Origin of the sequence: Paenibacillus sp. GM1FR, from assembly GCF_002803315.1 — a bacterium.
GTDB lineage: Bacteria > Bacillota > Bacilli > Paenibacillales > Paenibacillaceae > Paenibacillus > Paenibacillus amylolyticus.
This window is the reverse complement of sequence record NZ_MKZL01000011.1, coordinates 427981-444102: the sequence shown is the minus strand read 5'-3', so window position 1 is coordinate 444102 and position 16122 is coordinate 427981. Positions and strand designations below refer to the sequence as shown.

Genomic DNA, 16122 nt, shown 5'->3' with positions numbered 1-16122 from the left:
CTATTCAGACTCGACAGCTTAATGCTCAACAACCCCTTCCAGCATGGTGATGTAGAATTGAAGAAGCCTTTCGATGGTTTCCATTCTGTACAAATCCGTGTTGTATTCCATACGCAGCCTAAGAATATCGGACTCTTCATATACATGTAGAATCAAGTCATACTTGGATGTACTTCCTGCTTCAATCATCAACTGCACTGATACGTCCTGAAGCTGATATTGGTGTGTAAATTCATTTTGCAGTGTGAACATGACTTGAAAACCCGGTGTTGATCCCGGTGCCGTATGATACGAAAGGTCAGGTAGCAGCATTTCTATAGGTACTTCTTGATGCTGATAGGCATCCAGGGACATCCCTTTAACTTGTTCCAGCAGATCATCAAACGTCATATCTTCACTAAACTCGACGGGTAAAATAACGGTATTCGCTACAAATCCAATGAGATTCTCCACCTCGGCACGGGTCCTGTTGGACATTACGGTACCAATGGGAATATAGGACTGTCTGCTAAAACGATGGATTAGGTAGCCATACACCGCGAATAAGAGCATAAAGAGCGTAACCCCTGACCGGTTTGCCTTCACTAATGTCTTGGAGGTCAATTGGGAATCTACGATACGTTCGATCGTATTTCCTTTGTACGTTCTGGCCTCAGGATATGGAAAATCACATGGTACCTGTATGATGGGTAATGTTCGGTTTAGCTTATTGATCCAGTACTCTTTTAGTTCCCATAGAGGAGAATCACTGCCTTGCTCCATGGAGGATTGCCACAGCACATAATCCGAGTAAGAGACAGAAAGTGGCGACAACATTCGATGCGAATCTCCCAACTCCGCGTTATATAATTGCACCAATTCGTTGGTGAAAATCTCCACTGACCAGCCATCAGATATAATGTGATGCATGGACACAACCAGAATATGCTTGTCCGGGCTGCAATCAATCAGACACATACGAAGACATGCATCGTTCACAAGATCAAACCGCAAGTTTGCTTCCCGATCAATCTCCATCCTGATTCCAACATGCCTTTCATTTTCCTGAAGCTGGGTAAGATCTATCCGTCTAATTTCTATTTCAGATCCTAGCTCCTTAACATATTGATAAGGTTCCCCATCTTGAATACCATAGCGAACACGCAAGGCCTCATGCCGCATAATCAGTTCTTGTACAGCATTCTGAAGTCTGTATATATGAAAAACACCGGTAAAGTGAATTGAAAAAGTATTGGTATAAAAGGCGCTCTCTGGAGCAATCATGTGCAGAACCCATTGGCTTTTTTGTTTCAATGTAAGCGGAAGTTTCTCTGTTCGTTGCTGCTGTACCGGTATAGGAATATGACTCTTCAACGGTTCCGCATTCTGCAACTCCTGAAGAATTCCATTGATGGTTGCTTGTCTGAAAAAACGCTGTACCGGAATACGCACCTTATACTCGGAAGCAATCATCGCTAGCAGACGAATCATGCGAAGGGAGTCCCCGCCAAGAAGGAAAAAATCATCATGCTTGCTCACTTGGGTCAATCCCAAGACCGATAGAAATGCCTTTTCTAGAAATGCATAGTGCTCAGAAGAAGCCAATGCGCCTTCACCTATATGAGGTTGTCTGTACACTTCAATTCGGTCAAGAAGTACATTATGTTCCTTTACATATTCACGTACTTTGGTGTACACCAAAGCCTCATGACATTGATCCTGCTCTGATGTGTAGTGAATAATGCACAGCTTGCCCTGCTGGATCTGTGCTCCCCCGGTGTCCTCTTCTTCCGCCTGTACCCAAGCAGCCTGTTCAACAGAGGTTGCTGCAACCTCTTCTTCCATCATCATCTGAGCCTGCTGACGTTCATGCAGCATACATTCTATTCGGTTGAGCGTTTCATCAAATTGGCCATCGAGTAGTAGATCTACAAGTTGTAGCCGCTGGATTTTACCTGTAGGTGTACGAGGGAATTCCCTTTTGCTTACTGGAACAATAAACCTCGGATTCACGCCAAATTGTCTCGATATGTTACCTCTCATCTCCTGAATGACGAACAGATTTAATCCTTCATCGTCATTCCAAGGTGTATAAAATAACAACAGCTGATCATTGCCAGACTCTCCACCAGATATTCCTGCCGCTGCCACATAGTCAGCATCAACACCGTATACTTGCTTCATCACGGCTTCAATCTCATAGTTGTATAGATTTTTGCCGTTCATGATCAGCACATCTTTTTCTCTGCCTGTTAATGTCAACATTCCACCTTTAATAAAACCGAGATCCCCTGATTCGAACCACCCATCGTTCGTCAATACGTTGTTAGTCGCTTCTTTATTCTTGAAGTATTCCGTTATAATTGAATCTCCCTTGAGTTGAACTCTCCCCACATGAGCTTCGGGAAGTGGAACATTGCGATCATTTACTATACGCAGACTTATGCCGGGAATCACCTCTCCAATCTCGACAAAGGCTATTGTTTCGTCCGTAATGGGGGAATCTGCAAAGATCAATTCGCTATCCATCGACCCCTTAACAATATGCTGAATTCCACCTGTCTCGGATTGATTAAACGTTCTGCTGAAGCAGAGACTGCCGGAAAATTCAGTCATGCCATATGCAGGAACAATACTATCAGCTCTAAGCTCAAACGGAACTAATTGATGAAGGAATTCTTTGCCTGTTCGAGCTGAAATCGGCTGACCTACATTCAATATGGTACGAATGGATGACAAGTCCCATTGTCTGGCATGAACGGCTTCATGCTGCTGATTCATCTGTGCATAGGCAAAATTAGGAGCCCAGGTGAATGTGACTTGATGCTCCTCTATATCTTCCAGCCATGAGATTGGCGAATTCAAAAAACGCTCAACGGAACTTAACACTTGCTCACTGCCCAGCACAACTCCGAGGATATGATTGGTTAACAATCCACCAGCATGATAGAGAGGCATCCAATTCAAGGTGATCTCATCCGACGTCAGGCCCAGATGTTGTTTAATCCCTATAATGTTCGCAAGAATCTGGCGATTCTGATACCGGACACACTTCGGAGTACCTGTTGTTCCTGATGTAAAGAGGGTAAGGACAGGGGCATGGGGGTCACTACTGTGCCTTTCCTGGGAACGCTCATGCCGCAACAGCTCATTTACCGAAATTACCGCTTCTTCACGTGTGCCCTCCCCTTCGAAAGTACCAGCAGAATCTCCTACAATGAGCGGATAATCCAATAACTCCCACACCTGTTTCAGCTTTGTGTGATCCATGTGATCGGATGGCAAGTGAAGAGCTGGCTTCAGCGGTGCTGGGTTTATACCGCCAAGTATACAAGCCCAGAGTGCAGCTACTAGGTGATCTATCCGTTCAATTTGCAAAATGATGGAATCCCCTGGCCGGACATCTTGTTGAATCAGTCCTTGAAGGATGCGTTCAGCATCCTGAGACAATTCCATATAATCTGATATTCGGACTTCCCCATTTTCCTTCTTATAATACAATTTCTTCTTAGGATGATTCCTGACGGTCAGATCAAAAGCCTCAGCAAGTGTCTTAGGATGTCCTGAACAATCAAGCGGTTTGCCTATCAGAATTGCTGGCTCCCCAGCAGCCGAAAGAGTTGGTTGTGATTCCCACAACTTCGGTCTCTGCCCATATTTGAAATGTTCCTGCGCCTTCAATACGCTGGAAGCAGTCGGTTGGGTCCAGTGTTCATCCCAGGCCCCGGAAGAGGTCATTGCCCGCATGGATATAGAAAGTTGTTGAACCGGGAGCTCATGTCTTATATAACGTTGGAGGCTAGTATGAAATGACATTCGAACGGTTTCTCCTTTCACTGCCCTGAGGTAATGGTGAGTTCATGTAACGAATGGTCCAGACTTTCCTGTGAAACTTCAACGGGGATCCACCCACGGACACTATTGATGAGCCATATATTTGTTGCTTCGATTATGTCTCTGCACGTTAATACCTTTTCCTCAAGAGCTCCGTCATACAGGAGTTGATTTCGTAATGTGCCTGCTAATAATCCGCTATCTCTGGGTGGAGTATATTTTTTACCCTGTTGCTCAATGACAACATTTCCTGTTGTGAATTCAGTAAGTTCCCTATGCTCATTCCACAGCAGAACATCATAGCTATCTCCACACGCCATACGATGAACATCATACATGTTCCGATTCGTGGTCTTGTGATACAAGAAGCGCTGACTGGAGAAAATTGGTGATTTCGCGAGAGCTACCGTTTGTGTTTCTTTTGTTTCAATAAGAGGCGTGCTCTCAACCGAAATTTGTCCTAATGGAGATAACAACACTCTGACCTTATGAAGGCCGGTTGAATGTTTGCTGGCATAAGCAGTCAGTTGGTTATGAATATCCTCTCTAATCACCTCAAAGTTAAAATAGGATGCAGAATCCATCATCCGGTCAAGGTGCCTATCCAAAAGGGAATACTGCCCGTTCTCCAATCGAAGCGATTCCAACAATTCAAAATATGGCTTTTGTTCCGTTAGCATTAACGCTTTTGTTTTGGCCTCTGCATATTCATCCGAAGCTGTCGAATCCCAGGTGATGCCTCCACCCACACCGTATTCAGCCTGATTTCGCTGATGATCAATCCACACGGTACGAATCGCTACATTAAAAACGGATGAACCATCCGGACTCAACATGCCAATCGATCCGCAATAGATCTCCCTTGGCGTATCTTCCAATTCATAAATTAAGTCCATTGTGCTGATTTTCGGTGCCCCAGTGATAGAACCGCAGGGAAAGAGTGCTGAGAACATATCCTCCAACTGTATGTGAGACCTGGCATTTGCTGTAACGGTAGAGGTCATTTGAAACAGAGTATAATATTTCTCAATATCAAAAAGTCTCGGGACATGCACACTTCCCGTCTCGGCTATAACACTAAGATCATTCCGGAGTAAATCCGTAATCATCACATTTTCAGCCCGATTTTTTGGGGATTGATACAGCCAGTCAGCCAATTCGTCGTCCTGTTCCTGATAGAATCCCCGTTTCACTGTTCCTTTCATCGGACGAGTCTCCAGCTGATTTCCATTCTTTTTGAAAAACAATTCAGGTGAAGCACTTAAAATACTAATATCACCGAGTTGCAGCATGGCTGAGTAATCGGCCTGTTGTGCATCACATAGCTTTGTATAAAAAGCGTAAGGGTCACCCTCATATTCCGACCGAAGACGCATCGTATAATTGACCTGATAGGTGTCTCCCCGCGCGATGGCCTCGTGAATTTTATGTATATTCTGATGATAGGTCTTCTCTGTAACCGTTGGTTCCCATCCTGAGATCCGATATTCATCAGATGAAGATGCGTAACCTGTATCATACCCTTCAAAAATACCAAACCATATGAGCGGTAAAGCCACATCTGAATGAACTCGAAAAGCGGGATCGAAAGCTGGCGCAGCCTCATAGGACACATAACCTACTGCATAATACCCCTTATCAACAGCGTCCTGAATCTGTCGCAACGCTGGTTTTACCTCTTCAATGGATGTCGCTTTAATGACTTCAACAGGATTCCTGAAGATTTTGCGCTGTTTACAACGATCCTCGCCTACAAAATCAAATAAGATATACGGATTGGCATCTGATTGATTCATTCAAGAATACCTCCTTGAGAAGTTAGTTTAGAGCGTAACGTAACTTGAGTCGGATTCCGTCTTTTGATAAGAACAGTTCTGCAGAAAGTTAGCCAGAATCTGTTTGCCGGATGGCGTAATAATGGATTCCGGATGGAACTGAACTCCTTCTATACTCCATTTCTTATGACGAAGTCCCATCACTTCCCCATCGCTGGACCATGCGGTGATTTCCAATTCTTCCGGGAGATCAGGATTGACAATAAGCGAGTGGTATCTTGCCACGTTCAGAACGGCAGGCATACCTTGAAATAACGTTTTTCCATCATGCGAGATATCCGAGGTTTTGCCGTGCATAAGATGCCGGGCTGATTCCACTTTTCCTCCAAATGCCTGAGCAATAGCCTGATGGCCAAGACATACACCAAGAATTGGAATCTTTCCAGCAAAGTATCGAATCACTTCAAGAGAAACTCCAGCGTTAGACGGATTAGATGGACCTGGAGAAATCACGATATAGTTCGGCGATATCTCTTCCAATTCTTTTACCGTAATCGCATCATTACGATACACGTTTACGTTCTCACCCAGATCAGCGAAGTACTGCACAAGGTTATACGTGAAAGAATCAAAGTTATCAATCATGACGATCATAAGCAGGTATCCCTCCAATATTGAATTAAAATCCAGAAAAGGATGACTTACAAGCTAGGAGACTGACTATTCGGTCTAAAACGCCATGTAAATAGCCGTTCTGATCTTAGTTATGTTAAGGATACAGGTCCTAAAGACCCAAAAAAAACAGACTGTTCGGTTTAATGAAGTTCATTATTTTGTGTTATGCGCAAAATGATATTCACTACGATGTTAGTGAAATCTGATAAGAGGGTTGATTCTGGAATAAGTGACTTGTAAAGGAGAAGCAAAGAGAACGACGTCTGGTTGCCTTTTTTGTGGTAAAAACTGGAAGTTATCCGAATTGTTACATTTTGTATCATGTAATATTATTATATGTTGGGAATTAAAGTGAAAAACAATGCCTATTTCATAATAACCCATATTAAACAAGTATACCACTGTTGTTTTAAATATTTTGCACTTTGATAACTTATTATGTAAATTTTCAATATAAAATGAGTTTTTTTGTCTTTTTTATGAATCACTTTGAGCCGAAATTCACAAAAAAACTGGCCTTCGGGATGTATGGATACATTCCTGATAAGGCCAGCCTCTATCACATCATACTTACGATCCAACCGATCCAATACGCAAATGGAATTAATAACAACTGTGCCAACAGTGTACCGAATAAACGGGATACAAGCATGCAGCCATAAATCTGATTCATGCGATCCAAACGGATCTCACCACGTAATGATTTGTCACTGAGCAGGGAAATCCGCGGATCAATCAGGATGGTCAGCAAAATCGTTGCTATTCCGTTAATTAGCCCGGTTGATTGGGATGCAGCCACAGCCTGCCCTGGGTAAAGGTACGCTGCGTATAGGCTGGACAGAACACCTGTGGTGTAGATTGCGGTTACCGCTACATGCAGCATCATTAACCGTCTTGGCATCCCATGTTGCACCAAACGTTTGGCCATCTTCCAGGATGGCGGGGTGATGTAATACGTTGCATTTCTAATCTTGCTTCGCTTCAGCATATCGCGAACCATTGCTGGGATAGAACCGGCTGCTTCAAAATGTACAACCATTCTCGATGAGAGCTTCACCATGGTTGGAAAACACAATATGGCTAATGCCGTTCCAATTGTTGCCGCACCCATTAACCAGTGCAGCTGCGCCGCAAAGTGTGGATTGGCTCCACGTGTTGCGGTATCCACCAGATTACCTACCATTGGGCCCTGGGCCATATTCGAGGTTCGAGAAACCAACAGCAAGATACCCGCCAAAGAAATGGCTAGCGCAATTCTGCGAGTGCGTAAACCACCAAGGCGTAGCGCGTATGACAAGCTGTCTGCGGCATGAATCAGCATGGTGAACAGCATAGGGATTGCCAGGCTAAGACTAAACATATGTATGTACTCCTTTATATTCCTGTTATTGAACTTATTTCTTTCATGGACAGCATTATACTCCTCTGGCTTGCAAAAGTATAGGAACGAGATCCTTTTATATAAGTTGAACTAAAGAATGTTTACACTGGGACACTCCGATGACAGAACAACCTTCCGATCGCTGTTATCCCCAGATTTTTTGATTCCTTTTATAAAGGGGTAAATCCGGGGATAAAGGCGAACACTTCGTTTCTTCAGGTTTTTTCTGTCCTCTCCGTTTCGTGTAAATGTTTATTTCAATTTATATAGATCATCGGTAAATGCACTTACGACCTCGGATGTTCATCGTTTATCCCTCCCCTCAGAGGGTAATATACAACTAATCCATTATTGTACAGGAGGGTTTTATATGCCTTGGAACAAACAGGATTATCCGGTATCCATGAAGAATCTGGAACCACGTGTCAGACATAAAGCAATTGAGATTGCCAATGCTCTGCTCGATGACGGGTATGAGGAAGGACGCTCGATTGCCATAGCGACAGCAAAGGCAGAAGAATGGGATGAAAATCATCCCGCACCGGAAAGTTCGAAATCGGACTCCACATCTTCTTCCGATAATTCCAACCCTAAAAAGTCGTCTTCCACGGATCGTCGTCATTCCGAGCCCGTTTCTTCGTCCAAAAGTCATGACAACATCCATGTCGTGCCTACCGACTCCGGTTGGGCGATCAAGGAAGAAGGAAAGTCTACCTATCTGTCGACATTTGATACTAAAGCAGAAGCTGTAGATAAGGCCAAAGAACGGAGTAGCAAACAAAATATTCGAGCGATTATCCATAATCAGGATGGTCAGATTGCTTCTTCGATCAAGCCCTGAATGAATCGGAAAACAACAAAATCCCTTTTGCTGCTGAAGAGCAGTCAAAAGGGATTTTGTATGAACTTTAACTATCAAGACCTGAATATGATGCATACAGGTTATGGTTGTTCTGAAACGTATGGTTAATTGGATACCCCTCTAGCCACCGCAGTCCGTTGTGAAATAGCAGCAGCGTTAACTGCCTTGGCTGCAGCCGATGGCATCGGCAATTTCACAGCCGAAGTTGTAACCACGGTTCCGCGAGCCGGAACACTAACGACGTACGTGATGACTTTACTGGCAATCCATACGGCCAGAATCGTATATAAAGTTTCTTTTACCGGAAGAAAGAAAAGCGACAATCCCAATACAAAAGCATCGCTGACAAAGAAAACTGTTCCCAGCTTCCATCCCTTCCAGCGGCTAACCAGCACGGCGAGAATATCGTCTCCGCCTGTCGCTCCACCGAATCGAAGCACGATCCCAGCGCCTACCCCTGTCAATATACCGGATAGAACTGCCGGAATCCACAGATTTCCGTTAAACGACAATACCAGTGTGGAGTATCGTTCAAAGCCGTCATAGAATAGGGAAAATGCACCGACGCCAAGCAATGCCTGAATCATGAATTTCCAGCCTTTGAGGAACCAAGCCAGGATCATGACCGGAATGTCCAGTAACAACATACCGATAGCAGGTGATAAGCCTGTTGCGTATTTTCCGAGCAGGGCCAGACCAACAAATCCGCCCTCCGATAAATGATTCTGAAAGTTAATGTGATAATAAGCAAAAGCTAAAATAAATGTACCGAGTAGCATAATGGCGAATTTGATCGCCTCTGTTTTAACGTGTTGTAAGGTTAACGATGTTCTCTTCATTCAGGTTCCCTCGCAGTTTGTAGGTTGGTTTTTTAGACCGACCGTCCCCTGCAAAAGGTAAGCCTGGAAGAAATCATCGTGTACGTCCTTCGAATATTCATTCCAATCCCCTCTTTCGCAGAGTCAGCCGTTTTTTTGAACCGGTTGGTGTACTCTACAAGGGGCGCTATGTGTATGAGAGATCGTAACGTTTCCAGATCGTCCTTGGGGAGATTGTCCTTCGGGAACTCATGGTATCCTGATCCTTTCTGTTCTGTTGTGGTTAGCTGTGCTCAGTTAAACTGAAAAATAACTACAATGCATAAGCTTGAACATTTAATTGTACACTTACACTTGGATTACAGTACCCTCTTTTGATCGCGGTTATCCCCGGATTTTTGGAATTCCATTTTCCCTCTGGGGAAATCCGGTGATCGCTTATGCTTCCGAAGCTGCTTTCATTCAAAAAGCTTTCAGGCGAACGCTTCGCTTCTACAGATGGGTTCTGCACTCTTCGTTCCTGTGTAAATTGTAAATCCAACTTACAGCAGTTGCAAGTTCATTCAGTTTAAACACCAAAGCTAACTTGCTTGTTCTTCTATTATATAACACCAACGTGACCGGGTCTAAACAGCAGACCCCTCAAAAACAGGCATAAAGCAGCCTTTGGACTGCTCCAGCAGTCATACGGCAACACCAGGATAAGCAATGCTTGCTAATGGTGCAACCTGCTCCTTTATTCTATGACCAAAGCTTCCAAAAATAACTGTCAGTCACCCAACTGTGACAAATTGGGGCCTTTTTTTATTTTCTTGCGCTTTTTAAAGGAATCATTTTCCTTTTACACATACACTATAGCAAACGTAATCGGCTTATTCTTTGTCCAGTTCAGACGTTTCCAGACTTACTCTGCTGTTTATGGTATAATATAACAATTGAATCCCACTACCGTTTAAGCGAGGCGGATTGATGAAAACGTTAAAGCCAAGAGTCTTTATTGGCTGCTCGCTGGAAGCGAAGCCGATTGCAGCCGCAGTACACGAAAACTTACGTTTTTCAGCCGAAGTTACCCCTTGGTATTCCGGGGTTTTTAATCCAAGCAGCTATACCATGGACGATCTGGAAGTAGAGGTCCGTACGACTGACTTTGCCATTTTTATTTTTCATCCGGATGATATATCCAAAATTCGCGGGAAGTACTACGCGTCGGTCCGGGATAATACAATGCTGGAAATGGGTCTGTTCATGGGTCGTCTGGGACGAAAACGTATTTTTTTCATTCTTCCTGAGGATATTACAGACATCAAGGACACAACCAAGGTCGAAGGATTGCGTATGCCCACAGATCTGCTGGGGTTAAATCCACTCGTATATGAAATCCGTTCTGACGGAAAGTGGGCACCAGCCGTGTCCGTGGCATGTTCCAAAATCGCAGACAGTATTGAGGAACAAGGACGCTGGAGTGATCCAGAATTGGAGAACATCATTGAGGAGCATAAACGCACTGAGGGAGAAGCAAGGTTACAACTGCTTAAGTTGCTGCGGTTCTTTAGGGAATTGCTGCGTACCCGCAAAGCAGATGCCAAGATGCTGGAGCGAATGAGCGATGCCTTGCGTACTGCCTTTGTCTCTCATCCTCCATTCGCTGTACGTGGCACAGCCATATACCGTACAGATGACAGTGGTTACATTGAGCAATTATGTGGTAATGTTGGAGAACCGGGGAGAAAGTATGACTTGTCCGCTAACGACGACAAACAACCGGATGATCCCAAGCGCATTCTGGTGATTGATTCTTACCGGGAGAATAAAATCAAGATTAACCTGTATGATGATTACCTTGAGAAAGAGTATCTGCTATGCTATCCTGTAGCCAAGAGGTATGTAATCACCGTTCACATTATTGGACATATTGAAGCGGATGAGGCGGTATTTCAGCAGATTGACCTACAGAATCGTCAACTGTTCAACGCCATCAACGATTTGTTAGGAGGCGAACCGGAATGAAACCGGAAACGAAAAAAATAAGCAAGCGCTGGGGCAACGAAAAAAAGGTACGCCTCAGTTCTGCGCCCGAATCATCACGACCGGTTCCGGAACCCAAGGAAGAAGATCGTTTCCACAAGCCGGCCGTACCGCTAACTACCATTGGGCCCTCCCTGAAGGGCAAGGAAAGACCTTATAAGGTCATCCTTGAAAAAGAGGCGTTCTACGAAAAGCCTCAATATCTTGCTTAATTTCTGAACACATCATCAAACCTGCCGCTGAATCGGCAGTATTCCATAGGCCCCGCCGCCCAAGGCAGGGGCTTTTTTGTTGCTCATTTTCGCTAAAATAAAACTGCTTCTACTCGTTAACCTGGTGCCATCGTGTTGCGGCAAGTCATTCTGAAATCCTTATTGTAATTCACTGCTTTAATTCATTGCTTGTAATTACTTCTGTAGCAGACTGCATTGCATAAGGCTTATTTGGTTTATGGCCTTAGGTTTCCTGCAAAACCCATAAATTATACCTTATTTTGGAGCAGGCTTGTCCCTAAATCCCTAGCCTCACTCACTATCTGTACCTTTAGGAAAATGCGATAATGTGTGCTTCCAATATTTCTCGGTTGTATTGTGTATCTCCATTACATATATTGATTATAATATAGGAACACATGTTCTGTAAATATAAAATTCCAATTAAAGGTTAAGGAAGTGAACATATGACATCCTCAACTTCCGCCCCATCCCCTGCGGATGAAGACCATCGTCTGATTAAAGGTCTGGTTGTGCGCACGCTATTGCTGGATGTACTTGAACGAGATATTCACACACTGGATACGTTGCTGCTGAAGATGCCCGAAGTCTACATTCTGTCGCTGACCCGCATTCAAAACAATGTGCTCAAGGAGATGTTGGCCCTTCGTAAACAGATGAGAACCCGCGGTGTCAAAGTACTGGAAGAGAAACGGGAAGCCGAGGGTATCGAAACTCTGTATATGTGCAGAGGGTATCGGCAACGGTTCTATATGCTGTGGACATTCGCACGTAATGAAGTCAAAAAAGAACTCAGTCGGCATCTGCAGATGGACTTGGCGCAGACTTGATACAACTCTGACAATATAGAACCCATTCCCCAGCAAAACAAGTTGACCACGGAAGGTTACGTTCATTAAGATGGAATAGATATATCCAACCGTTCCAATAAGGCATGAATTGATTTCAACCGGATATACTCTCAACGTCTTATCAATCAAGGAGTTGTACTTCATGGATTTGAATACACATTCGATTAAACAAACACCCGCACATACAGGCATTGCCGCAGATGTAACAGAACTGATCGGCCAGACACCTGCCGTTAAACTGAACAGACTCACAGGCAGCGACTCCGCTGACGTATACGTGAAACTGGAATACTTTAACCCGAGTGGCAGCGTCAAAGACCGTGCCGCATACAATCTGATCGTTCAGGCTGAACTTGCGGGACACTTGCTCCCTGGTGCTACCATTATTGAACCGACGAGCGGAAATACCGGTATTGGTCTTGCGATGAATGCCGCCGCCAAAGGATATAAAGCCATTCTGATTATGCCGGACAATATGTCCAAGGAGCGCATCAACATTCTGAAAGCCTATGGCGCAGATGTGGTGCTCACCCCTGCTGCGGAGCGGATGCCTGGTGCGATTCGCAAAGCGAAAGAACTTCAAGCAGACATTCCAGGAAGTTTCATTCCGCAGCAATTCGAGAATCCGGCGAACCCGGACATTCACCGGATCACGACGGCTCCCGAGATTATGCAGCAGATGGATGGCAGGCTGGACGCCTTCATCGCTACGGCGGGGACCGGCGGAACCATTACTGGCACCGGGGAAGAACTGCGTAAGCAGTTACCTGACATCCGCATCTATGCGGTGGAGCCCAAAGGTTCTCCGGTGTTGTCCGGTGGCGAGCCCGGACCACACAAGCTCGTCGGTACAAGTCCGGGGTTCATTCCGGACATCCTGAATACCGACGTGTGGGATGCCATCATCCAGGTGTCCGATGAGGACGCACTGGATACGATGCGGCAACTTGCTGCCCGGGAAGGGCTGTTGCTCGGCCCTTCCTCTGGCGCTTCGGTGTGGGCCTCCCTTCGCATTGCGAAGGAACTGGGGCCGGGGCACCGCGTGCTCTGCATTGCGCCGGATACCGGGGAACGGTATCTGAGCATGGGTATTTTTTAACACAGCTAAAATCTGCACACATCAAAAAGGGGCTTCCATCTCCCATAAGTCATGAGCATGACAGAGGCCCTCCCTTATTAGCGCTCATTGGTCATTGGTTCTAATGAACCTGACACACGCAATTCGCTCCTCTTTGCGTGGGTTTGACGTGTAACGAATCACAGCGACGTTATTTCTCCAAATTCGGTCGATTTCCAGGTTGAAAAGCCACTTTCGGACAGGATAACGTTACTGAGATTCGTTAGAATTTACATCACTTAATGATCACCCTAACAAGGTGCGGTAGGTTCGTTAGAATGTTGAAGGAATTGGTAGCGAGGAACGAGGGGAAATCCCTTGAAAAAAGGGAAGAGAAGTACATTGAAGGAACCATCAAAATAAAAAAATAAGCCCTTGCTCACTTACGGATGGTGAATCCGCAGAGAACAAGAACTTATTTTGGCAAGAAACTTTATCATCAAAAATAAAGCAAGAACATGTAACCTAAGCTGGTTAGTGTGTCAGGGTTGTCCATTCCACACCTTCAGGAAGCAGAGCCGCAATGCGGTCTTTGGCTTCCTTTTTGGTATACAGCGATTCATCGAGAATGACCGCGGAACCAGAATCCGTGCTTGTCCGAATCAGACGTCCGAGACCTTGCTTCACACGCAAGAGCATATACGGAAGATCGATCTCTTCGTATGGTGCTGCCGACGCACTGCGTTTTGCATTGAAGACAGGGTCCTGTGGTGGATACGGAAGCGACCAGATCATGACATTGGATAATGACGGGCCTGGAACGTCCAGACCTTCCCACAGATTAACGGAGCACAACACACTCTCCTCATCCTGCTGGAATGCCGCGATCAGATCACTGATCTCCCGGTCGCCCTCATACATAAAGCGCAAACCTTCTGCTTCAGGTACATGAACGATGTCCTGCTTGAACGCACGTAGCTCTTCCATCGTACGGAACAGAACCAGCGCACGTCCTCCACTCTCCTGAAGTAACGACACCGCATCACGCATGCGATTTTCGTTCTCCGGGTGACCCGGTATAGCTTCATCGGTAATTTTCATCTTCATTTTGTCCGCATAATCATACGGGGAAGCCACCGAGAATGATACAAAATCATCAATGCCCAGGCTGTCCGCCACATAACGGAATGAACTGTCCACAGATAACGTCGCGGAGGAGAATACAATTGGAATACCTGTGTTGAACACACGCTCGTTCAGCATTTCCTTCACGGTGCGCGGCATGATCGATAAGGTCGTCTCATCCTCGCTCTCTTCCGCCCAACAGATGTAACCATCTTCCTTGCGGAACAAGGCAAGCGCAGACTGAATCATATCGAGATGTTCTTCCACGACACGCATCTGATAACCATCCAGCGAGAACAATCCGCTCTCAAATACCAGTTCCTCACCGATCGCATCCAGCACACTCGTCAGACGTTCAATCTCACGCAGAAGCGGTGCTTCTACCCGAACTTCTTTCCGTTCCGAACCAGGGATCGCCACCGTATACGTATCCAGCAATGCAAACAGTCGCTCACTGCTCTCAATCGCTTCATCTACACACTCCGCGAGGGATTCACGAATCTCTCCTTCTAACAGGCGAGTGACGAGTTCCTCAAAGATGCGGTGTTTCAGCTTGTAGCTCAGTGCGTTCAGGGCTGCTTCTTCCAGCAAATGTCCTTCATCAAATACAACTGAACTGTGATCAGGCAACAGTGGCAATTGTCCCTCGCGTTTGCGCGCATCATAGGTCCACACATGCTCCATGTAATAATCATGGGAACAGATGATGATGTCTTTGGAACGTCGGTAATGGTCACGCGACAGCGTCAGGCCGCAACGTTGTCTTTTAGGACAAACAAAACAATCCTGGAACGGGTCCCAGTTGATTTTGTTCCACTGACGATCATTCAGATGTGGATACTGCTTGCGGTCACCATACGGATGGAAGGCCTGAAGTGTACCCGGCGTGTTCACAAAATCCGGCAGACTCTCATGCACTTCTTCAATAACAGGCGCATCTTCATCCGCAAATCGCATCGCACTTAGTTTGTTCAGACAGACGTATTGATCCGGTGATTTGCCCAGACGTGCGTCCACTTCCAAGTCCAGATGTGCAGCCAGCTTCGCAATATCTCCACCGGGCTTCACAAGCTGTTCAATCAAGGACTCATCGGCACAGGCGATCACCGCCGGTTTGCCCGTATAACGTGCATAACAGACCGCGTAGAGCAGATAGACTAACGTCTTGCCTGTTCCGACACCGGCCTCCGCCATAATGGTCTTTTTATCTCCATAGGCCCGTTCGAGCTGGTACGCCATAAAAATCTGTTCATCCCGTACCTCGAAGCCGAACTCTGGCAAAATATCGTAAAAAACATCGGCGACCCATTCTCCCAGACGGGATACAAAAGGTTCAGCCGGATCATATGCAAAAGGATAACGTTGTGTAGACAATCCTAGGTCAGCCTCCATTCTTAGACGCGGTCCTCTTTCATTTTCCGTTCAAAAAAGGCCGCAGGGCAAAAGTTAATTATCTCACGCGATGAAGCGGGTGACAAGCTTTTTTTACGAGATTATTTGCGAGGTT

General features: G+C 45.5%; 12 protein-coding genes. 5 read left to right on the top strand and 7 right to left on the bottom strand.

The features are described 5' to 3' along the window. Nucleotides 1–18: 18 nt before the first annotated feature. The 4 genes from PAEAM_RS07845 to PAEAM_RS07830 all read right to left on the bottom strand — a co-directional run bounded on the left by PAEAM_RS07845 (nt 19) and on the right by PAEAM_RS07830 (nt 7623). Nucleotides 19–3795, bottom strand: a complete 3777-nt coding sequence (locus tag PAEAM_RS07845) for a condensation domain-containing protein (protein ID WP_100527160.1) — start codon at nt 3793–3795, stop codon at nt 19–21. A gap of 17 nt (nt 3796–3812) precedes the next feature. Continuing rightward, on the bottom strand, nt 3813–5609 hold the full coding sequence (gene pabB / locus PAEAM_RS07840) for an aminodeoxychorismate synthase component I (RefSeq protein ID WP_100527159.1): 1797 nt from the start codon (nt 5607–5609) through the stop codon (nt 3813–3815). Between the two features lie 27 nt (nt 5610–5636). Beyond that, entirely contained in the window at nt 5637–6242 is a 606-nt protein-coding gene (locus PAEAM_RS07835; protein WP_100527158.1) for an anthranilate synthase component II, read from the bottom strand. Between the two features lie 580 nt (nt 6243–6822). Continuing rightward, nucleotides 6823–7623 (bottom strand): lipid II flippase Amj family protein, encoded by an 801-nt coding sequence (locus PAEAM_RS07830; RefSeq protein WP_100527157.1) that lies wholly within the window; start codon nt 7621–7623, stop codon nt 6823–6825. 391 nt (nt 7624–8014) lie between these two features. Between PAEAM_RS07830 and PAEAM_RS07825 the strand changes: the two genes are divergently transcribed. Beyond that, a complete protein-coding gene (locus tag PAEAM_RS07825; RefSeq protein WP_100527156.1) occupies nt 8015–8485 on the top strand; it encodes a DUF2188 domain-containing protein in 471 nt (156 codons plus the stop codon). Nucleotides 8486–8610: 125 nt separating this feature from the next. Here the strand turns inward: PAEAM_RS07825 and PAEAM_RS07820 are convergent, their stop codons facing one another. Both PAEAM_RS07820 and PAEAM_RS31740 read right to left on the bottom strand, forming a co-directional pair. After that, nucleotides 8611–9345 (bottom strand): YitT family protein, encoded by a 735-nt coding sequence (locus tag PAEAM_RS07820; RefSeq protein WP_100527155.1) that lies wholly within the window; start codon nt 9343–9345, stop codon nt 8611–8613. A 292-nt stretch (nt 9346–9637) separates the two neighbouring features. After that, nucleotides 9638–9865, bottom strand: coding sequence for a hypothetical protein (locus PAEAM_RS31740; RefSeq protein WP_165789857.1), 228 nt, complete (start codon nt 9863–9865; stop codon nt 9638–9640). Nucleotides 9866–10293: 428 nt separating this feature from the next. Here PAEAM_RS31740 and PAEAM_RS07815 point away from each other — a divergent pair, with 428 nt between their 5' ends. The 4 genes from PAEAM_RS07815 to cysK all read left to right on the top strand — a co-directional run bounded on the left by PAEAM_RS07815 (nt 10294) and on the right by cysK (nt 13532). Continuing rightward, entirely contained in the window at nt 10294–11331 is a 1038-nt protein-coding gene (locus PAEAM_RS07815) for a nucleotide-binding protein (RefSeq protein ID WP_083677397.1), read from the top strand. Beyond that, complete coding sequence (locus PAEAM_RS07810; protein WP_091018200.1) at nt 11328–11561, top strand: hypothetical protein; 234 nt, start codon at nt 11328–11330, stop codon at nt 11559–11561. Before PAEAM_RS07815 ends, PAEAM_RS07810 begins: the two co-directional genes overlap by 4 nt. Nucleotides 11562–12028: 467 nt before the next feature. Continuing rightward, nucleotides 12029–12412, top strand: coding sequence for a YhjD family protein (locus PAEAM_RS07805; protein WP_036614473.1), 384 nt, complete (start codon nt 12029–12031; stop codon nt 12410–12412). A gap of 163 nt (nt 12413–12575) precedes the next feature. Beyond that, nucleotides 12576–13532, top strand: coding sequence for a cysteine synthase A (cysK, locus tag PAEAM_RS07800; RefSeq protein WP_100527154.1), 957 nt, complete (start codon nt 12576–12578; stop codon nt 13530–13532). 492 nt (nt 13533–14024) lie between these two features. Here cysK and PAEAM_RS07795 read toward each other — a convergent pair whose 3' ends face one another. Next, on the bottom strand, nt 14025–16007 hold the full coding sequence (locus PAEAM_RS07795) for an ATP-dependent DNA helicase (protein ID WP_076250967.1): 1983 nt from the start codon (nt 16005–16007) through the stop codon (nt 14025–14027). Nucleotides 16008–16122 lie beyond the last annotated feature (115 nt).

What these genes read in the sequence shown, in the direction of transcription:
- PAEAM_RS07845 (WP_100527160.1), bottom strand. Translation starts at nt 3,795, where the DNA reads ATGTCATTTCATACTAGCCTCCAACGTTATATAAGACATGAGCTCCCG.
- pabB (WP_100527159.1), bottom strand. Translation starts at nt 5,609, where the DNA reads ATGAATCAATCAGATGCCAATCCGTATATCTTATTTGATTTTGTAGGC.
- PAEAM_RS07835 (WP_100527158.1), bottom strand. Translation starts at nt 6,242, where the DNA reads ATGATCGTCATGATTGATAACTTTGATTCTTTCACGTATAACCTTGTG.
- PAEAM_RS07830 (WP_100527157.1), bottom strand. Translation starts at nt 7,623, where the DNA reads ATGTTTAGTCTTAGCCTGGCAATCCCTATGCTGTTCACCATGCTGATT.
- PAEAM_RS07825 (WP_100527156.1), top strand. Translation starts at nt 8,015, where the DNA reads ATGCCTTGGAACAAACAGGATTATCCGGTATCCATGAAGAATCTGGAA.
- PAEAM_RS07820 (WP_100527155.1), bottom strand. Translation starts at nt 9,345, where the DNA reads ATGAAGAGAACATCGTTAACCTTACAACACGTTAAAACAGAGGCGATC.
- PAEAM_RS07815 (WP_083677397.1), top strand. Translation starts at nt 10,294, where the DNA reads ATGAAAACGTTAAAGCCAAGAGTCTTTATTGGCTGCTCGCTGGAAGCG.
- PAEAM_RS07810 (WP_091018200.1), top strand. Translation starts at nt 11,328, where the DNA reads ATGAAACCGGAAACGAAAAAAATAAGCAAGCGCTGGGGCAACGAAAAA.
- PAEAM_RS07805 (WP_036614473.1), top strand. Translation starts at nt 12,029, where the DNA reads ATGACATCCTCAACTTCCGCCCCATCCCCTGCGGATGAAGACCATCGT.
- cysK (WP_100527154.1), top strand. Translation starts at nt 12,576, where the DNA reads ATGGATTTGAATACACATTCGATTAAACAAACACCCGCACATACAGGC.
- PAEAM_RS07795 (WP_076250967.1), bottom strand. Translation starts at nt 16,007, where the DNA reads ATGGAGGCTGACCTAGGATTGTCTACACAACGTTATCCTTTTGCATAT.